At 46.1% G+C, this 15,065-nt stretch carries 12 protein-coding genes; 7 read left to right on the forward strand and 5 right to left on the reverse strand.

Translation table 11 applies throughout. From position 1 onward, the window contains the following. Positions 1-17: 17 nt before the first annotated feature. Positions 18-806 carry a TatD family hydrolase gene (locus tag MMG82_RS11270; protein ID WP_047533974.1) on the forward strand — a complete coding sequence of 263 codons (789 nt, stop codon included), beginning with the start codon at positions 18-20 and terminating at the stop codon, positions 804-806. Positions 807-1,062: 256 nt separating this feature from the next. On the opposite strand, the gene rsmF is transcribed toward MMG82_RS11270, so the two are convergent. Continuing rightward, on the reverse strand, positions 1,063-2,511 hold the full coding sequence (gene rsmF / locus MMG82_RS11275) for a 16S rRNA (cytosine(1407)-C(5))-methyltransferase RsmF (RefSeq protein ID WP_047533976.1): 1,449 nt from the start codon (positions 2,509-2,511) through the stop codon (positions 1,063-1,065). A gap of 154 nt (positions 2,512-2,665) precedes the next feature. Between rsmF and MMG82_RS11280 the strand changes: the two genes are divergently transcribed. Continuing rightward, positions 2,666-3,892, forward strand: a complete 1,227-nt coding sequence (locus tag MMG82_RS11280) for a spore maturation protein (protein ID WP_144346509.1) — start codon at positions 2,666-2,668, stop codon at positions 3,890-3,892. Between the two features lie 145 nt (positions 3,893-4,037). Here the strand turns inward: MMG82_RS11280 and MMG82_RS11285 are convergent, their stop codons facing one another. The 4 genes from MMG82_RS11285 to MMG82_RS11300 all read right to left on the reverse strand — a co-directional run bounded on the left by MMG82_RS11285 (position 4,038) and on the right by MMG82_RS11300 (position 8,294). Continuing rightward, positions 4,038-4,334, reverse strand: a complete 297-nt coding sequence (locus MMG82_RS11285; protein ID WP_041416814.1) for a hypothetical protein — start codon at positions 4,332-4,334, stop codon at positions 4,038-4,040. A gap of 82 nt (positions 4,335-4,416) precedes the next feature. Then, complete coding sequence (locus tag MMG82_RS11290) at positions 4,417-7,053, reverse strand: MlaD family protein (protein ID WP_047533980.1); 2,637 nt, start codon at positions 7,051-7,053, stop codon at positions 4,417-4,419. Continuing rightward, the gene (locus MMG82_RS11295) at positions 7,040-7,657 is read right to left on the reverse strand and encodes a paraquat-inducible protein A (RefSeq protein WP_037419279.1); all 618 of its coding nucleotides are present in this window, start codon (positions 7,655-7,657) and stop codon (positions 7,040-7,042) included. Before MMG82_RS11295 ends, MMG82_RS11290 begins: the two co-directional genes overlap by 14 nt. A 1-nt stretch (position 7,658) precedes the next feature. Continuing rightward, positions 7,659-8,294 carry a paraquat-inducible protein A gene (locus MMG82_RS11300; protein ID WP_037419282.1) on the reverse strand — a complete coding sequence of 212 codons (636 nt, stop codon included), beginning with the start codon at positions 8,292-8,294 and terminating at the stop codon, positions 7,659-7,661. A 205-nt stretch (positions 8,295-8,499) separates the two neighbouring features. Between MMG82_RS11300 and MMG82_RS11305 the strand changes: the two genes are divergently transcribed. From MMG82_RS11305 to pepN, 5 genes are all read left to right on the forward strand, one after another. After that, a complete protein-coding gene (locus MMG82_RS11305) occupies positions 8,500-8,799 on the forward strand; it encodes a YebG family protein (protein WP_037419285.1) in 300 nt (99 codons plus the stop codon). A 14-nt stretch (positions 8,800-8,813) separates the two neighbouring features. After that, on the forward strand, positions 8,814-9,272 hold the full coding sequence (locus MMG82_RS11310; protein ID WP_241406860.1) for a GAF domain-containing protein: 459 nt from the start codon (positions 8,814-8,816) through the stop codon (positions 9,270-9,272). 275 nt (positions 9,273-9,547) lie between these two features. Further along, positions 9,548-10,189, forward strand: a complete 642-nt coding sequence (proQ, locus tag MMG82_RS11315) for an RNA chaperone ProQ (RefSeq protein WP_241406862.1) — start codon at positions 9,548-9,550, stop codon at positions 10,187-10,189. A gap of 28 nt (positions 10,190-10,217) precedes the next feature. After that, complete coding sequence (gene prc / locus MMG82_RS11320) at positions 10,218-12,263, forward strand: carboxy terminal-processing peptidase (RefSeq protein ID WP_047533982.1); 2,046 nt, start codon at positions 10,218-10,220, stop codon at positions 12,261-12,263. An 83-nt stretch (positions 12,264-12,346) separates the two neighbouring features. Further along, positions 12,347-14,908 carry an aminopeptidase N gene (gene pepN, locus MMG82_RS11325; protein ID WP_241406861.1) on the forward strand — a complete coding sequence of 854 codons (2,562 nt, stop codon included), beginning with the start codon at positions 12,347-12,349 and terminating at the stop codon, positions 14,906-14,908. Positions 14,909-15,065 lie beyond the last annotated feature (157 nt).

The raw sequence follows: 15,065 nt of genomic DNA on the forward strand, positions 1-15,065 counted from the left end.
TCTGCTTGGACATTGCTGTGCTTATCGATTCACATTGCCATCTCGATCGCCTGAAAGCGGCGCCCGATCAACCCACCCTAGAACTCATCCTCTCCAACGCTAAGGCGCGCGGTGTCGACTATATGCTCTGTGTCAATGTGCGCCAGCAGGGATTTGAGTCGATGCGCGACAAGGTTGCGGGTTTCGAGCAGGTGTTTTTATCTTCGGGCGTGCATCCGCTGGATGTAAAAGACGGCCTCGATGTAGAGCAAATTCGCCGTTTTGCAATGGACCCTAAAGTGGTGGCCATTGGTGAAACTGGGTTAGATTATTTTTATGCCGATGAAACTAAAGCCCTGCAACAGCAATGTTTTGAGCAACAAATTGCCTTGGCGGTTGAAGTGGATAAGCCGCTGATTGTACATACCCGTGATGCCCGTGAAGACACCATCAACATGCTTAAAGCGGGGCAGGCGGACAAAGTCGGTGGCGTGTTGCATTGCTTTACCGAAAACTGGGAAATGGCCAAGGCGGCGATTGACTTAGGTTTTTATATTTCCGTTTCAGGCATTGTAACCTTTAAAAATGCCGGTGAGTTAAGAACGGTGATCCGCAAAGTGCCGAAAGAGCGTTTATTGGTCGAAACCGATTCGCCTTATCTTGCGCCTATTCCACACCGTGGACAGGAAAATCAACCCGCCTATGTGCGTGATGTGGCCGAGTTTGTGGCAGAGCTGCGCGGAGAGCGTTACGAAGATCTTGCTGAGTATACCAGTGATAACTTCTTTAACTTATTTAAGGATGCGGCGCGCTTGATTGGGCGTTGATTTAGGTTTATCCCTCTCTTGTGAGCACAATTTTGCTTATATCAGTTAAAACGCAAGCCCATAAAAAAAGGCCCAAAACGATTCTAGCTGTTTGGGCCTAGGGGAATGGCTCGTTGAAGAGCCGTGCGCTACAGACGAAAGTGCCATACACAGCACTTTACAATAGACTCAGTGTAGTTGAGTTTAGTATGAGTAACACTTTCTCTGCCCCGTTTTTTAGGTTATTTCTCGCTAAAAAATCACCGATTTATAACCATTATGCCTGCGGTGGTAGCAATAATACTTTATCTTTCACTAAGTCTCTGGGCAGGTTGTTTTTTAATTTATTACCTAAATGTTTCGCCATGCCTAAAGGCGCGCCGCCATAACAGACAATCACTTCGCCCTGAGCTTTGCCAGCCGTATCGAGGGGAATATCTCGTCCCATCAAATACTCTTTTGCCTGCTCATCGCTCACTTCTACGACTTTAGCGCCGTTTTTTGCCCCCGCTTTAAGCGCTTTACCCGCTAGAGCAATAATCGCCTCATGGCGCACTTTAAAGCCATGTTTACTGTGATCGGCAAGCTTAACCCCAATCCGCTGAAAGCGCATTTTACCAATAAAGTCTTTAAATTCATGGGGAAATAGCCAAAACTCATCGTCGCGCACCATAATGAGATCATCGGGCAGTTCGATACCCAGATCATCGGTAAAATAGGCTTGAATGGCTTTGGCTTGTTTGGCACTCGCCTCCGTAAAGGGGAAATTCTTTTGCAATTTCGGCTCAGGCTGTAGGCGTGGTACCGAACGGGTTTTAGTCAACTTTGCGACAAAAAAGCCTTCGCTGTCGTAAATCTGTGGCCAAACGTGCAAAAAGCCTTCTGGCGTAGTGGCTTTGTCAGCACCATCAAATAATTGGCTTAAGGACTCAAATTGCACTGCATTGCCATAGGTTTGCTGCAAATATTCACATACACCTTGGTTTTCGTGCCGATTAAGGGTGCAGGTTGAATAAACCAAACTGCCACCCGGTTTTAAGGCCAAAAATGCGGATTCGATTAAGGCTTTTTGGGTTTCGCTAATCGCAAGAACCTCATCGAGCGACCAAGATTTTAACGCGTCCGCATCTTTACGGACCGTGCCTTCACCGCCACAAGGCGCATCAATTAATACCGCATCAAAACTTTCATACAGATACTCACCAAATACTCGGCCATCGAAGTGGGTTAGGGCGCAGTGACTCGCGCCCATGCGCAGCACATTGGCATGGAGTACTTTGACGCGGCTAGCGGAATATTCATTTGCCACCAATAAGCCTTGATTATTCATTAACGCTGCCATTTGGGTGGTTTTAGAGCCAGGTGCAGCTGCTAAGTCCAACACACATTGCCAATCTGCATTGGGGGTAAATAGTGCGGTTGGCGGCAGCATGGAGCTGGCTTCTTGGATATAGAATAAGCCCTGAATATGCTCTAGGGCATTGCCGAGCTGCTCTTCTTCATCGTAGCTTATCCAAAAACCATCCTTACACCAGGGTATGGGCTCAAAGGTCCATCCTTTGGGCTGCATCAAACGCTTAAAATCTTCGCTGCTGATCTTTAAGGTGTTGACGCGAATTGAGCGACGAAGTGGTCTTGAACAGGCCGCAATAAAGTCATCCATTGAGAGATGGGCGGGCAATTCTTGGGCAATTGTACTGATAAAATTTTGATTTAATTGAACCATAACGGAATTTGGCTGTGTATCAACTGCGGCAAGTATATCATAATCCCTTAGTGGGGCTGGGATTTTATCCCTCTACTATCGTTGGTTCAGATTTGCGTTAAATAAACAAAGCGACACGAATAAACAGTTTGAATAACAATAAGGAAGGGGCTGAGTGCTAAATCGGGTGTGGTTAGTGTTTTTCCTCACATCGCTGTTGGCGATGGCAATACAGCTTTTTAATGGGCATATCGAGGTGCTCGCCAACGCGGTTGAGGCCTTGTTTGCCAGCGCTAAACTCGCCGCTGAAATCGCCTTAGGCTTAGTGGGTGTGTTGTCCCTGTGGATGGGATTAATGCGAATTGGTGAAAAAGCCGGTGTTGTTGGGGCGATTGCCTTTGTATTTGAGCCACTGCTGCGCCGCTTAATGCCCGAAGTGCCCAAGGGGCATCCCGCATTTGGCAGTATGACGATGAACTTAACGGCCAACATTTTTGGATTGGATAATGCCGCTACTCCATTAGGTTTAAAGGCAATGCAGGATTTGCAGAGTCTTAATCCGGTCAAAACCGTTGCCACTAACGCACAAATTCTATTTTTAGTCCTCAATACCTCCTCGGTGACGTTAGTGCCTGTCACGGTGTTTTTATACCGTGCTCAGCAGGGCGCGGCGGCTCCGGCAGACATTTTTTTACCCATACTCCTCGCAACCTCTGCCTCGACATTAGCGGGGCTTTTGATCGTTGCTGTTGTGCAGCGGCTTTCACTACTCAATGCCGTGGTACTCGGATATGGCGCTGTGCTGCTGTCGGCATTAGTTGCCAGTGGTTTTTATTTGATGACTTTAACGGCAGACGCGATTGGCACAGTGTCGACCGCCTTGGGCAACGGGGTATTGCTACTGTTAGTCTTCAGTTTTGTGCTGGTGGCGGGCGTGCGAAAAGTGGCGATTTATGATGAGTTTATCGAAGGTGCTAAGGCGGGGTTTAACCAATCGATCCAACTGATCCCGTATCTGTTAGCCATGCTGCTGGCGATTGGTTTACTTAGGGCATCGGGCGCGTTGGATTACCTGCTGCAACTGATTGCGAGTTGTGTGAGTCTTTTCGGGTTTGATACTCGCTTCGTCGATGCAATGCCAACTGCATTAATGAAGCCTTTTAGCGGTTCGGGCGCGCGCGCGATGATGCTCGAAACCATGGCGCACCATGGTGTGGACTCCTTTGCGGGGCGCTTGGCGGCGATTTTCCAAGGCAGCACTGAAACGACTTTCTATGTGCTGGCTGTTTACTTTGGTTCAGTGGGTATTCGTCATGGGCGCCATGCGCTCGCCTGTGGTCTAACGGCGGATTTTGCAGGGATCAGTGCGGCTATTGCTGTCTGTTATTGGTTCTATGGCTAAGTATGAGATGGCGAAAGGCGCAATGCATAGCGATGCAGACAGTCACTTTAGCGGATAACAATCAGGCACATTAGAGTTTATCTAATGCGCCTGATTGTTAAATGATACTAAGCTTGCTGGACTGATTATCACGCAAAAACACGGGTTATAACTTAATCAGTGCACCATTACTTGCAATCTTGAATTCTATATTTTCTTTGAAATCAACCACCTTTGCGGGAAGGTTTCCCCCACTATCAAGCACCAACTCCATTAATGTCGAAGAAATATAATAATTAAGATCTTCTTTCTTAAAGAAGGTTTTAGCGACTAACTTGGGCTCCCCTGAATCATGCCGGATTACCGCCAAATGAGAAGCTGAATGGCGCTTAAACCCGGGAGGAATATAGATACTTTCTTGCTCACAATACTCTTGAATTAATTTTGAGTACTTTCCTTTCATGACTCACCTAAAATTAAAACAGTTCTTTCACTAATATTCCGTAATACAGGCCCTGAATGAGGGCCTTAGCAAAATGGATTTGCTACTGGGCTGGAGCCCATTCCTGCCATTCGCTCTGGGCTTTGTGTTGCAACGGGATCACAGTGCCTTGGTTTAAGCTATTACCTGCTTGCGTCGTTTCCTTAGTAGCGACATTAATGCCGCCCGCTAATAGGGTTTCGAGCGAACCGGCTTCAATTTGCGCACCAGAGAAAATACCTACATCGACCTTGATACCTGAGGCGTCCCAGAACTGGCTGCTCTGATTTACTAAGTGACTGTACTGGGGCTCAATGTGCGCTTGCATGAGTACACTGTTACCTTGAGACGACAGGCTATAACCATCGATTTGGCCGATTTTAATGCCGCGGAAGAAAATAGGCGTGCCGACTTTCATCGAGCCAAGGTTGCTATCCTCCAAGATAAACTTAAGCGCATCTTCGGCCACGTTGGCGTAGCTGCTCTCAACCAATTTGGCCTGGAATTGACTCGCCTTTTGCTTGCTCTTACCCGGTAACACGCCAATATATGGCCCAGTGATTAAGGTTTCTGGCGCTTTAATGCCTGCTAAAGATATTTGCGCTTCGACCATATGGTACTCAGTATCACTGCGGCTGAAATGCTCGGCATAGTCGCCATAGAGATAGGCGGTGGCTGTAAGGGTGGTTAAATCGGTATTGAGCTTAACTTGCGTCACTTCACCCACCTGATGACCTTGGTAACGAATGGCGGCTTTTGCAGCCAATTTTGCCGAGGCGGGTAAGGTGAGTTTGATTGCTTGAGCCTGCGCTAAGGCGAGCTGTTTACTTTCGTATAGTTTAAGTGCCGCATTAGGCTCAGTCGTTGAACTGTCCAATAAACCTAAGCTGATACTGCCCTTTAACGCGCCTTGTAGTGGAGCAACGGCGACATCAATACCCGCAAGACTGGCGCTGACATCCACGGCACTGTTACGCCAAAAGACTTTAGGTTTTTGCACTAAGGGTTGGAACTGCTTATCAATAGCGATCTTAATCGCAAAGTCTTCGGTTTTACTCTGCCAGTTGACCGACTCCACGCTACCAATTTGCATTTTTTTATAGTAAATCGGAGATCCTTGACTAACATCGGCGCCATCAGCACTGATGAGAGTAAAGTATAAACGCTGTTGACGGACAAAGAATTGCTTAGCTTCATCCATTGAGCTAAAGAGTGGCAAACGCGCATTTGCCGCCAGCGGGGTATTACTGGTACCAGGGATCAGACTCACCGCGCCTTTAGTTAATGTCGCTAGATCGCGTGCTTTGACCGATACACCATCAAGAGACGCATCGACGCTCAACGCTGATTCGGGAACAAAATAGCTATCACTGCGGATTAAGCTGGCAAATTCAGGTTGCAGCTCGAGTAGATATTCAACGGCCGACAGATCTTTGGTTAATTTCACCTCGAGCACCTGACCGATAGGTAATTGCTTGTAACGCACTTCGGCGCCAGCGGTTAAGCCCATGTTTTCGGCCGAGGTTATTGTTGCCTTAAGTTTTTTCGCTTGTAGCACATCAGGAGCTGAGGATTGCAAGGCAAAACTACTTGGTAGTGCCGAATTAGCATGGGTGCCGGGTAAAAAGTTAATCACGCTTCCTGTGAGTAAACGCTCGGGGTTTTTGATCCCAGAGAGCGAAATATCGGCGCCTTCAAGCCAAAACTGGCCGTCCCGAGTTAATAGGTTGGCGTATTCAGGCTCAAATTTTGCCACCGCAGTCACACCTGCAGCGGTGAGTTGCTTGCTTTGAACTGCACCAATGGTGATGCCGCGATATACAATGCGAGTGCCTTTATCAATAGCATTGCCATCACTCATGGTCAGACTGACTTCAATCCCGCCAAGAGCGCTGGTTTCGGAATCATAGAGGGAAAAACTGTCGCCATTTTGTGCCGCAGGCGCTTTTTCATCGGAACTGAAACTCACACCACCCGCAAGGATAGAAGCAAGGCTCTCAGTGTTGACTTTAATACCCGCTAAACTAGCATCGACTTTCACGCCTGACACATTCCAAAAGTGAGAGTTTTTCTTCACTAAACGTGCATATTGCTCTTGGATAAAGGCGCTGATAATCACTCTAGCGTTGCCGTCTAAACGATAGCTGACCACGCTGCCCACAGGTATTTGACGGAAGAACACTGGCGAGCCCACATCTAATGAGCCGAGTTTATCGGCCGTCAGTTCAATCATTACCCCTTCGGAGCCAATTTGCATTGGTGGCGGTTGGCGTTCTGCCTCAAACAAGGTAGCGGCATTGCCTTTGCCTGGTTGGATTGCAATATAGTTGCCTGAAAACAGCGCATCCAGACCTTCAACGCCTGTGATGCTGGCCTTTGGGGTAACTAACCAGAAGAGGGTTTCTTTATTTAAGAAAGGCTTAGCGCGATAGTCCATCATCACCTTCACGTTAACGCCTTTAAGATCATCATCAATACCGATATCTTTTACCTTACCAACGGTTAAGCCTTGGTATTTGACTAAGGTTTTGCCCACGTCGATCCCCGTAGCACTGGGGAAGTGGATTTGAATTTCAATGCCCGATTCTTTGATGCTCTTAATACCCAGCCATGCGCCAAGCGCGAGCGCCACAATCGGGAGCAGCCAAATCGGCGAAAAGAGCTTTTTCTTCACAACTTTTGGCGATTCAATTTGTGTCATCTTGAGGTTCCAGTCGATCCCAGAGTAAACGAGTGTCTAAAACTTTTGCGGCAAGTTGCGTCAGTAAAATCACCAATGCAAATGCCGTGGCCGCGGGTGCAGGCTTTGCATCGAGTAATTGCCCCATATTCACCAGGGCAACGGTCAGCGAGATCACAAATAAATCGAGCATCGACCAGCGGCCAATCCACTCAATAACATGAAATCCCACCATAAGTTTTTGCTTTGAAATTGGCAGGTTGAAACTGATAGCACACAGATAAGTGGCTAAGCCGATAATCTTTACCCAAGGCACTAAAATACTGGCAATAAACACAATAATGGCGATGGGTAACATATCCGATTGGACTAAATGAACAATTCCGGAAAAGATCGTATCGTGACGTACCTTTCCCTGATTGGTGAGCACCGTAATGGGATAGAGGTTGGCTGGAACCAATAAAATGGCGGCAGTAATAAGCAGCGCCCAACTTTTTTGTAAGCTGTTGTAATCGCGGACCTGTAATTCTGACTCACAACGACTACAGTGGCTATCCTCACTGCTATTGAGTTGCCTACAAACGCGGCACAAACACAGGCCTAAATCCTTTCCTTGCTGCTTCATATCAGTGATGTTCCTGCATAAGAAGACCCCACATATGCTCAATATCGTATTCACGCTGTAAAAACAGGGTGACTAAAAAAAGCATGGTGAAGCAAAAGGTACCCATTCCAAAATAAATATCCGAAAAATCAGATAATTGAAATGATGAGACGAGGAAGCTAATCACATAAATCTCAAGCATCGTCAGCTGCGAAAGGAACCCCTGAAATGTGAGTAATTGTTTGAGACTATGGCGCCAAAATGGGCTTGCAAGCCCCCATTTTATAATCAAAATTTGCGCAAGAATCGATAGGATCAATAAACCAGGGCCAACCACTGCGGCAGCAAGTACGGCTAATCCCACCACCCAATAACCTTGTTCGAAGACGGCAAAAGCGCCTTGAAATACCGTTGTTGTGCGAATACTGCCCAGAAAATGGATTTCTAGCACAGGAAAAAAGTTAGCAGGAAAATAGAACACCAACGCGGTAATGCACAGTGCCAACATGCCATTTACTGAACAGTATGGAGTGTCATAAAGTGCGGTGTTGCAACGCGGACACAATGCTCTGACCCCAGTTGGGAGGGCACGTTTCCGAATGGCCAAGTCGCAGGAACGACAGAGGATTACAGAGTTTTCTGCTGTATTGTCATGCATATAAAAATATTATATTAGCCCCAAAGCCACTGAGATTGAGCAAATAATCCGAAAACAACAAATTATAAGGTGAGATATCAAATTGATTGACCCATCTCCACAACATAAAGCGCAGTCATAATATCAGAATAATCAGAACACTTGCATCACTAGTTCACTTTATGTCATTCTGGTTACTGTATATAAAAACAGTGCGAGGGCGGTCATGGCAGTTATTACACAGTTTGTCGTGGTAAGAGAAGGGGTAGAAAAGATGACATTCACATCGAAAAAGGAGGCTGATGCCTACGATAAGATGCTCGACATCGCTGATAACCTCATTCCATTTATTCAGAAAGCGGAACTTGGGATTGATGAAAGTCTAACCGAACAGCTCGCATTCTATTTTGCTAACAATAAAGATGAGCTAACAAACTTGCTTAAAGGCGTGGTTCAAGTTAATAGTACGCCAACAAAACCAAACACAGCCAAAAAAGCGTCTAAGAAGGACGATGCTGCTGAATAATTTTTAGGAAGCATATGAAACCGCAATTTTATGAATCACTGAACCGTCAAGCGTTAGCGTTACTCGAAGGCGAAGATGATTTAGTGGCTGCCATGGCTAACTTTTCAGCCCTGCTTAATGACAACCTAACCGAACTAAACTGGGTAGGTTTTTACGTTATGCGCGGCGAACAGTTAGTATTAGGCCCATTCCAAGGTAAAGTGGCTTGTACCCGCATTCCGATGGGTAAAGGCGTGTGTGGCACCGCTGCATTGGCTAATCAAACTCAACGGGTTGCCGATGTACATCAATTTGATGGCCACATCGCCTGTGATTCGGCCAGTAATTCCGAAATTGTGATCCCAGTGCGGGCCGATGGTAAGGTGATTGCTGTGCTGGATATCGATAGTCCTATTTTTGATCGCTTCGATGAGGAAGACCAAAAGGGCTTGGAATTATTGGTAAAAAGCTTCGAAAGCTGCCTATTTGCTTAATTTGCGTACAATAACGCATAATTCATGGTCGCAATCGGTGGCGTGCGCCTTATAATAGCGCATGCCCAGATATGGCTTATTTGGTATTGTCTGAATAAGTTTGCTGGGTTTTGCCATAAAATGGTTAACTGATATTTTTTTAACTTTAGTTAACTCGGCGAGAATGCTAATTTGTACTTTGGCTCAATAGTGAGCATAACCAAGATAAACGACACGTAAGAAGCTGATTTATATCGCTTCGAATTCGATGTCCCTTTTTAACTGTGGAAGTAATGATGGAATCAACAGATAAGTTGACCGACACCAACGCAATTTTGGCGTACTTGTATGAAACATTTCCTTTGTGCTTTATTGCTGAAGGTGAAACTAAGCCATTAAAAATCGGATTGTTTCAAGATTTGGCTGAAAGGTTGGCTGATGATTCTAAAGTCAGTAAAACGCAACTGCGAGTGGCGTTAAGACGCTATACCAGCAGCTGGCGCTACCTCAAATCAGTAAAAGCCGGTGCCCAACGTGTCGATCTTGATGGTCAGCCTTGTGGTGAGTTAGAACAAGAGCATATTGATCATGCTCAAGCTATGTTGAAAGAAAGCCAAGAAAAAGCCAAAGCTAAGCGTGCTGCTCAAGCACCGAAAGCGGCTCCAGCGGGTAAAGCTCCTGCGAAAAAAGCCCCTAAGAAAGTAGCTGTTCCTGCCCGTAAGACTGAGCGTCCAGTAAAAGCGGCGCCTAAGGCAGAGCCTGCTGTTAACTTAGTGCAAGCGCAATTGACCGATTTAGCGAAAAAACAGCGTGTCAATGTTAAATTAGGGATGACGCCAGTAGCCGGCGTGATCACTGATATTAACAAAGAAGACATTCATGTTCAGCTTGATAGCGGCTTAACGATAAAAGTGAAAGCAGAACATATTCTGCTGTAATCATTTAATCTCACGGAGTAACTTGTTGATGCGAAAACTCATTTTGGCTACATCCATCGCCACTGTTTTTGTCGGATTTTCGGCTTGGGCTGTGCCTCCTACGATTCAAATCAGCGAGTTACCCACTCTCAAGCAGGAAGCGCAGCATAAAGTGGCCAGTAAACGAGTGACAGATTTATACACTCGTTCGCATTACCATCGATTTGCGCTCGATGACGCGTTTTCTGCGCAGATTTTTGACCGCTATTTACAGCAACTTGATTACCGTCGCAATGTGCTGACCCAAGCCGATGTCGACAGTTTTAAGCCTTATATCAATCAGTTTGACGATATGCTGAGTTCAGGTGAACTCGACCCCGCCTACAAAATGTTTGATTTGGTTCAAAAACGTCGCTACGAAGGCTTTGTGTACGCGCTTTCTCTGCTCGATAAAGAAATGGATTTTACCGTTCCTGGTGATGCCTACGAGTACGATAGGGAAGATGTCGCTTGGCCAAAAGATCAAGCTGAAATCAATGAGCTTTGGCGTCAGCGAGTGAAATACGATGCGTTGAATCTCAAGCTTACTGGCAAAAAATGGCCTGAAATTGTTGAGATTCTGCAAAAACGTTATAACAACGCCATCAAACGTTTGACTCAGACCAATAGTGAGGATGTGTTCCAAGCGGTGATGAATGCATTTTCTCGCAGCATTGAGCCGCACACTAGCTATTTATCCCCCCGTAATGCTGAGCGTTTCCAAATGGAAATGAACTTGAGCCTAGAGGGTATTGGCGCGCAGTTACAGCTCGAAGATGATTACACTGTGATTAAGAGTTTAATCGCAGGTGGTCCTGCCGCTGGCAGTGAAAAACTGTCACCAGAAGATAAGATTGTTGGTGTTGGCCAAGAGGGTGGCGAGATCGTTGATGTTATCGGCTGGCGTTTAGACGATGTCGTTGAGCTCATCAAAGGTCCTAAGGGCAGTAAAGTCGTTTTGCAGATTTTACCGAAGAAAGGTGGCTCAAATGCTAAGCCGTTTAACGTCACTTTAGTACGTGACAAGATTCGCTTAGAAGACCGTGCCGCGACCTCTAAAATCATCGAACCTAAAGACGGTGAATACGCCAATCGTAAAGTCGGAGTTATCCAAATTCCTGGATTCTATATGAATTTATCCCAGGATGTGGAAAAGGAACTCGTTAAACTCAACGAAGCAAAAGTCGAAGGTGTCGTTATCGATTTACGTGGTAATGGCGGCGGTGCATTAACCGAAGCCGTGTTACTGACCGGACTCTTTATTGACATGGGCCCTGTGGTGCAAATCCGTGACGCCGATGGCCGTGTGTCAGCTCACCGCGATAACGATGGCAAGACTGCCTACGCAGGTCCGTTGACCGTGATGGTTGACCGTTACAGCGCATCAGCTTCTGAGATTTTTGCAGCAGCATTGCAGGACTATGATCGTGCACTGATTGTTGGTGAATCCAGTTTCGGTAAAGGCACAGTGCAACAGCATAAGAGCCTAGGTCGCATCTACGATATGTACGAGAAACCTATTGGGCATGTGCAATACACCATTCAGAAGTTTTATCGCATTAACGGTGGTAGTACACAACTCAAAGGTGTGACACCGAATATTGCGTATCCAAGTGCGTTAGAGCCTGGTGAGTATGGTGAAGCTGAAGAGAAGAATGCTTTGCCTTGGGACAAAGTCCCGATGGCGCAATACGGTACGCTAAATGATATCACCCCTGAACTGGTGGCGAGTTTAGAGAAAAAGCACCTTGCCCGTATTCAAAACAGTGTTGAGTTTAACTATATCAATCAAGATATTGCTGACTTTAAAAAGCATCACAAAGAGAAAACGGTCTCCTTAGTGGAAAGTGAGCGTATTGCATCACGTGAAGCTGATGAGAAGAAAGTGCTCGATAGAACCAATGAGCGTCGCGTAGCCAATGGTTTAGCGCCAGTTAAATCGATGGAAGATATTAAAGATGATGTTGCTGCGCCAGATGCATTTTTAGATGAAACGGCTTATATCACTCTAGATATGGTGGATGCGAAAAAGCTAGCTAACGCTGGCACTAAATAGGCGGAAGTTACGTCTGTTTACCTTACCTTAAAACGCGCTTATGGCGCGTTTTTCTTATTTAAATCAGTGTTAAAGGGAACGAAATGACACAAGTTCAAGCAAAATACCTTAAAGACTACCAAGCTCCCCAGTTCACGATTGAATCCATCGACTTAGATGTTAATCTTAACGGTAAAAATACCGTTGTTAAGGCTATTAGCAAGGTTAAACGTAGCTCTTCCCACGCTAATCCTTTAGTGCTTGATGGTGAAGGATTAACCTTAGTCAGCGTGGCGATTGATGGTCAACAGGTAGCGTATCAAGTTGGCGAAGGGCAGTTGACAATCGAAACGACCCTAAATGAGTTTGAGCTGACCATCATCACCCAACTGGATCCTGAAGCCAACTCAAGCCTCGAAGGGCTTTATATGTCTGACGGTGCCTATTGCACCCAGTGTGAAGCTGAAGGCTTTAGACGTATCACTTACTTCCTCGACCGTCCTGACGTATTGGCTAAATATACTGTGCGTATTGAAGCCGACAAGCTGGCGTTCCCGTTCCTGCTCAGTAACGGCAACTTGATTGACAAAGGTGATCTCGATGGCGGACGCCATTATGTACGTTGGCAGGACCCTTTCCCCAAGCCGGCCTACCTTTTTGCCCTCGTGGCAGGTGATTTTGATCTGTTGCAGGATGAGTTTATTACCCGCAGTCAGCGCAAAGTGGTGCTACAGGTTTTTGTTGATAAAGGGAATTTGCATAAGGCGCACCATGCGATGGCATCCCTTAAAAAGTCTATGGTTTGGGATGAGTCCCGTTTTGACCTTGAATATGATTTAGATATCTACATGATCGTTGCTGTCGACTTTTTCAATATGGGTGCGATGGAAAATAAAGGCTTAAATATCTTTAATACCAAATATGTCCTCGCCGATACTTTGACCGCGACTGATGAGGATTACCATGGTATTGAATCCGTAGTCGGCCATGAATATTTCCATAACTGGACGGGCAACCGTGTCACTTGCCGTGATTGGTTCCAATTAAGTCTCAAAGAAGGCTTAACGGTTTTTCGCGACCAAGAGTTTAGTTCGGATTTAGGTTCGCGCGCGGTAAATCGAATTCACGCCATTAAAGTCATCAAAAACCAGCAGTTCGCTGAAGACTCAGGCCCAATGGCACATCCAATTCGTCCAGAGTCCGTGATTGAGATGAATAACTTTTATACGGTGACAGTGTATAACAAGGGCGCCGAAGTTATTCGCATGATGCACACTTTGCTTGGTGAAGCCCGTTTCCAAGCGGGGATGAAGTTATACTTTAAACGCCACGATGGCCAAGCTGTGACCTGCGATGATTTTGTTGCGGCGATGGAAGATGCCAGTGGTATCGATTTAACCCAATTCCGCCTCTGGTATAGCCAAGCAGGTACGCCGGTAGTAACCGCAAGCGACAGTTTCGATGCTGCATCAGGGCGTTATCAGTTAACACTTAAACAGACTCTTACAGGCTGCACCTCGCCGCTGCATATTCCTTTTAGTCTGGAGCTGTTGGATGATAAGGGACTATCACTGGTCAACCAAGTGCTCAGTTTTACTGAAGCCGAACAAGTATTTACTTTTGAAGGACTCCGCCATAAACCTGTGGCATCATTGCTGCAAGATTTCTCTGCACCAGTTAAATTGCACTATCCCTTCGAAGTTGACCAACTTGTTCATTTGATGCGTTTTGCTTCGAGTGAAGTGGCGCGTTGGGAGGCATCCGTTACTCTCGTTAGCCAAGCAATTTGGAAAAATGTTGAACATTTACAGCAACATCAGACGATGACCTTAGATGAAAGAGTGAAGGATAGTTTTAAAGGGGCTTTACTCGATGAGAAACTCGATCAGGCATTAATGGCTGAGATTTTAGCGATTCCATCGGCTTCCGCTTTGATTGAGCAAACTGATACTGTTGACCTTGATGCGTTAGCGCTCGCGCGTGAATTTGTGCTCACCGAGCTTGCTGCTTACTGCGAAGATGAATTAACGGCACTTTATCGCTCATTAGTTAATTTGGATTGCACTAAAGCCCGCGCCCTTAAAAACCAATGTCTAAATTGGCTTAGCCGAGTTAGCAATGATGCCGAAACCTTTGTGGTAGAGCAGTTTGCTAAGGCTTGTAATATGACGGATTCGCTCGGCGCATTAACGGCAGCCAATGTTGGCTCTTTAACTTGCCGTGACCAGTTAATGGCTCAGTTTGAGACGCGCTGGCGTGATACGCCGCTAGTGATGGATAAATGGTTTATGTTACAGGCGACTCATGATAGCGATGATGTAATTGATAAATTACGTCAATTACAACAACACGCGAGTTTTAGCATGAGTAATCCCAATCGGGTACGTTCGCTTATTGGGAGTTTTGCCGCTGGGAATATTTATCAATTCCACCGCGCCGATGGCAGAGGTTATGAGTTTTTAACTGAGTGCCTTATCAACTTAAATCAGCTTAACCCACAAGTTGCCGCCAGAATGGTGACACCGTTGATCCAATTCAGTAAATTCGATGAAACACGTCAGCGTAAGATTAAGGCCTGTTTAACGCGATTATTAGACTTACCTGGACTCTCTAAGGATTTATTCGAAAAAGTGTCCAAAGCGTTAGCGAAGCCGTCATTAACCTGAGCTCGAGATAAGCAGAGCCGCTGAATAGGCTCTTTTCGAGCCTCTCTGCGTTGCTCTGTCTCACCATCGCTCGCTATGGCATACGACAGAGCGCCTTGATATGCGCACAAATCTGCGCATTCAGCCAGATAATAGATTTTTCGTTTCAAAATAATCA

The sequence above is a fragment of the Shewanella sp. MM_2022_3 genome (genome assembly GCF_022557375.1).
GTDB classification, from domain to species: Bacteria; Pseudomonadota; Gammaproteobacteria; order Enterobacterales; family Shewanellaceae; genus Shewanella; species Shewanella xiamenensis.

Bases quoted from the DNA above. Each gene is read 5' to 3' on its own strand.
- proQ (WP_241406862.1), top strand. From the start codon at position 9,548: ATGGAATCAACAGATAAGTTGACCGACACCAACGCAATTTTGGCGTAC.
- pepN (WP_241406861.1), top strand. From the start codon at position 12,347: ATGACACAAGTTCAAGCAAAATACCTTAAAGACTACCAAGCTCCCCAG.
- rsmF (WP_047533976.1), bottom strand. From the start codon at position 2,511: ATGGTTCAATTAAATCAAAATTTTATCAGTACAATTGCCCAAGAATTG.
- prc (WP_047533982.1), top strand. From the start codon at position 10,218: ATGCGAAAACTCATTTTGGCTACATCCATCGCCACTGTTTTTGTCGGA.
- MMG82_RS11295 (WP_037419279.1), bottom strand. From the start codon at position 7,657: ATGAAGCAGCAAGGAAAGGATTTAGGCCTGTGTTTGTGCCGCGTTTGT.
- MMG82_RS11305 (WP_037419285.1), top strand. From the start codon at position 8,500: ATGGCAGTTATTACACAGTTTGTCGTGGTAAGAGAAGGGGTAGAAAAG.
- MMG82_RS11310 (WP_241406860.1), top strand. From the start codon at position 8,814: ATGAAACCGCAATTTTATGAATCACTGAACCGTCAAGCGTTAGCGTTA.
- MMG82_RS11300 (WP_037419282.1), bottom strand. From the start codon at position 8,294: ATGCATGACAATACAGCAGAAAACTCTGTAATCCTCTGTCGTTCCTGC.
- MMG82_RS11285 (WP_041416814.1), bottom strand. From the start codon at position 4,334: ATGAAAGGAAAGTACTCAAAATTAATTCAAGAGTATTGTGAGCAAGAA.
- MMG82_RS11290 (WP_047533980.1), bottom strand. From the start codon at position 7,053: ATGACACAAATTGAATCGCCAAAAGTTGTGAAGAAAAAGCTCTTTTCG.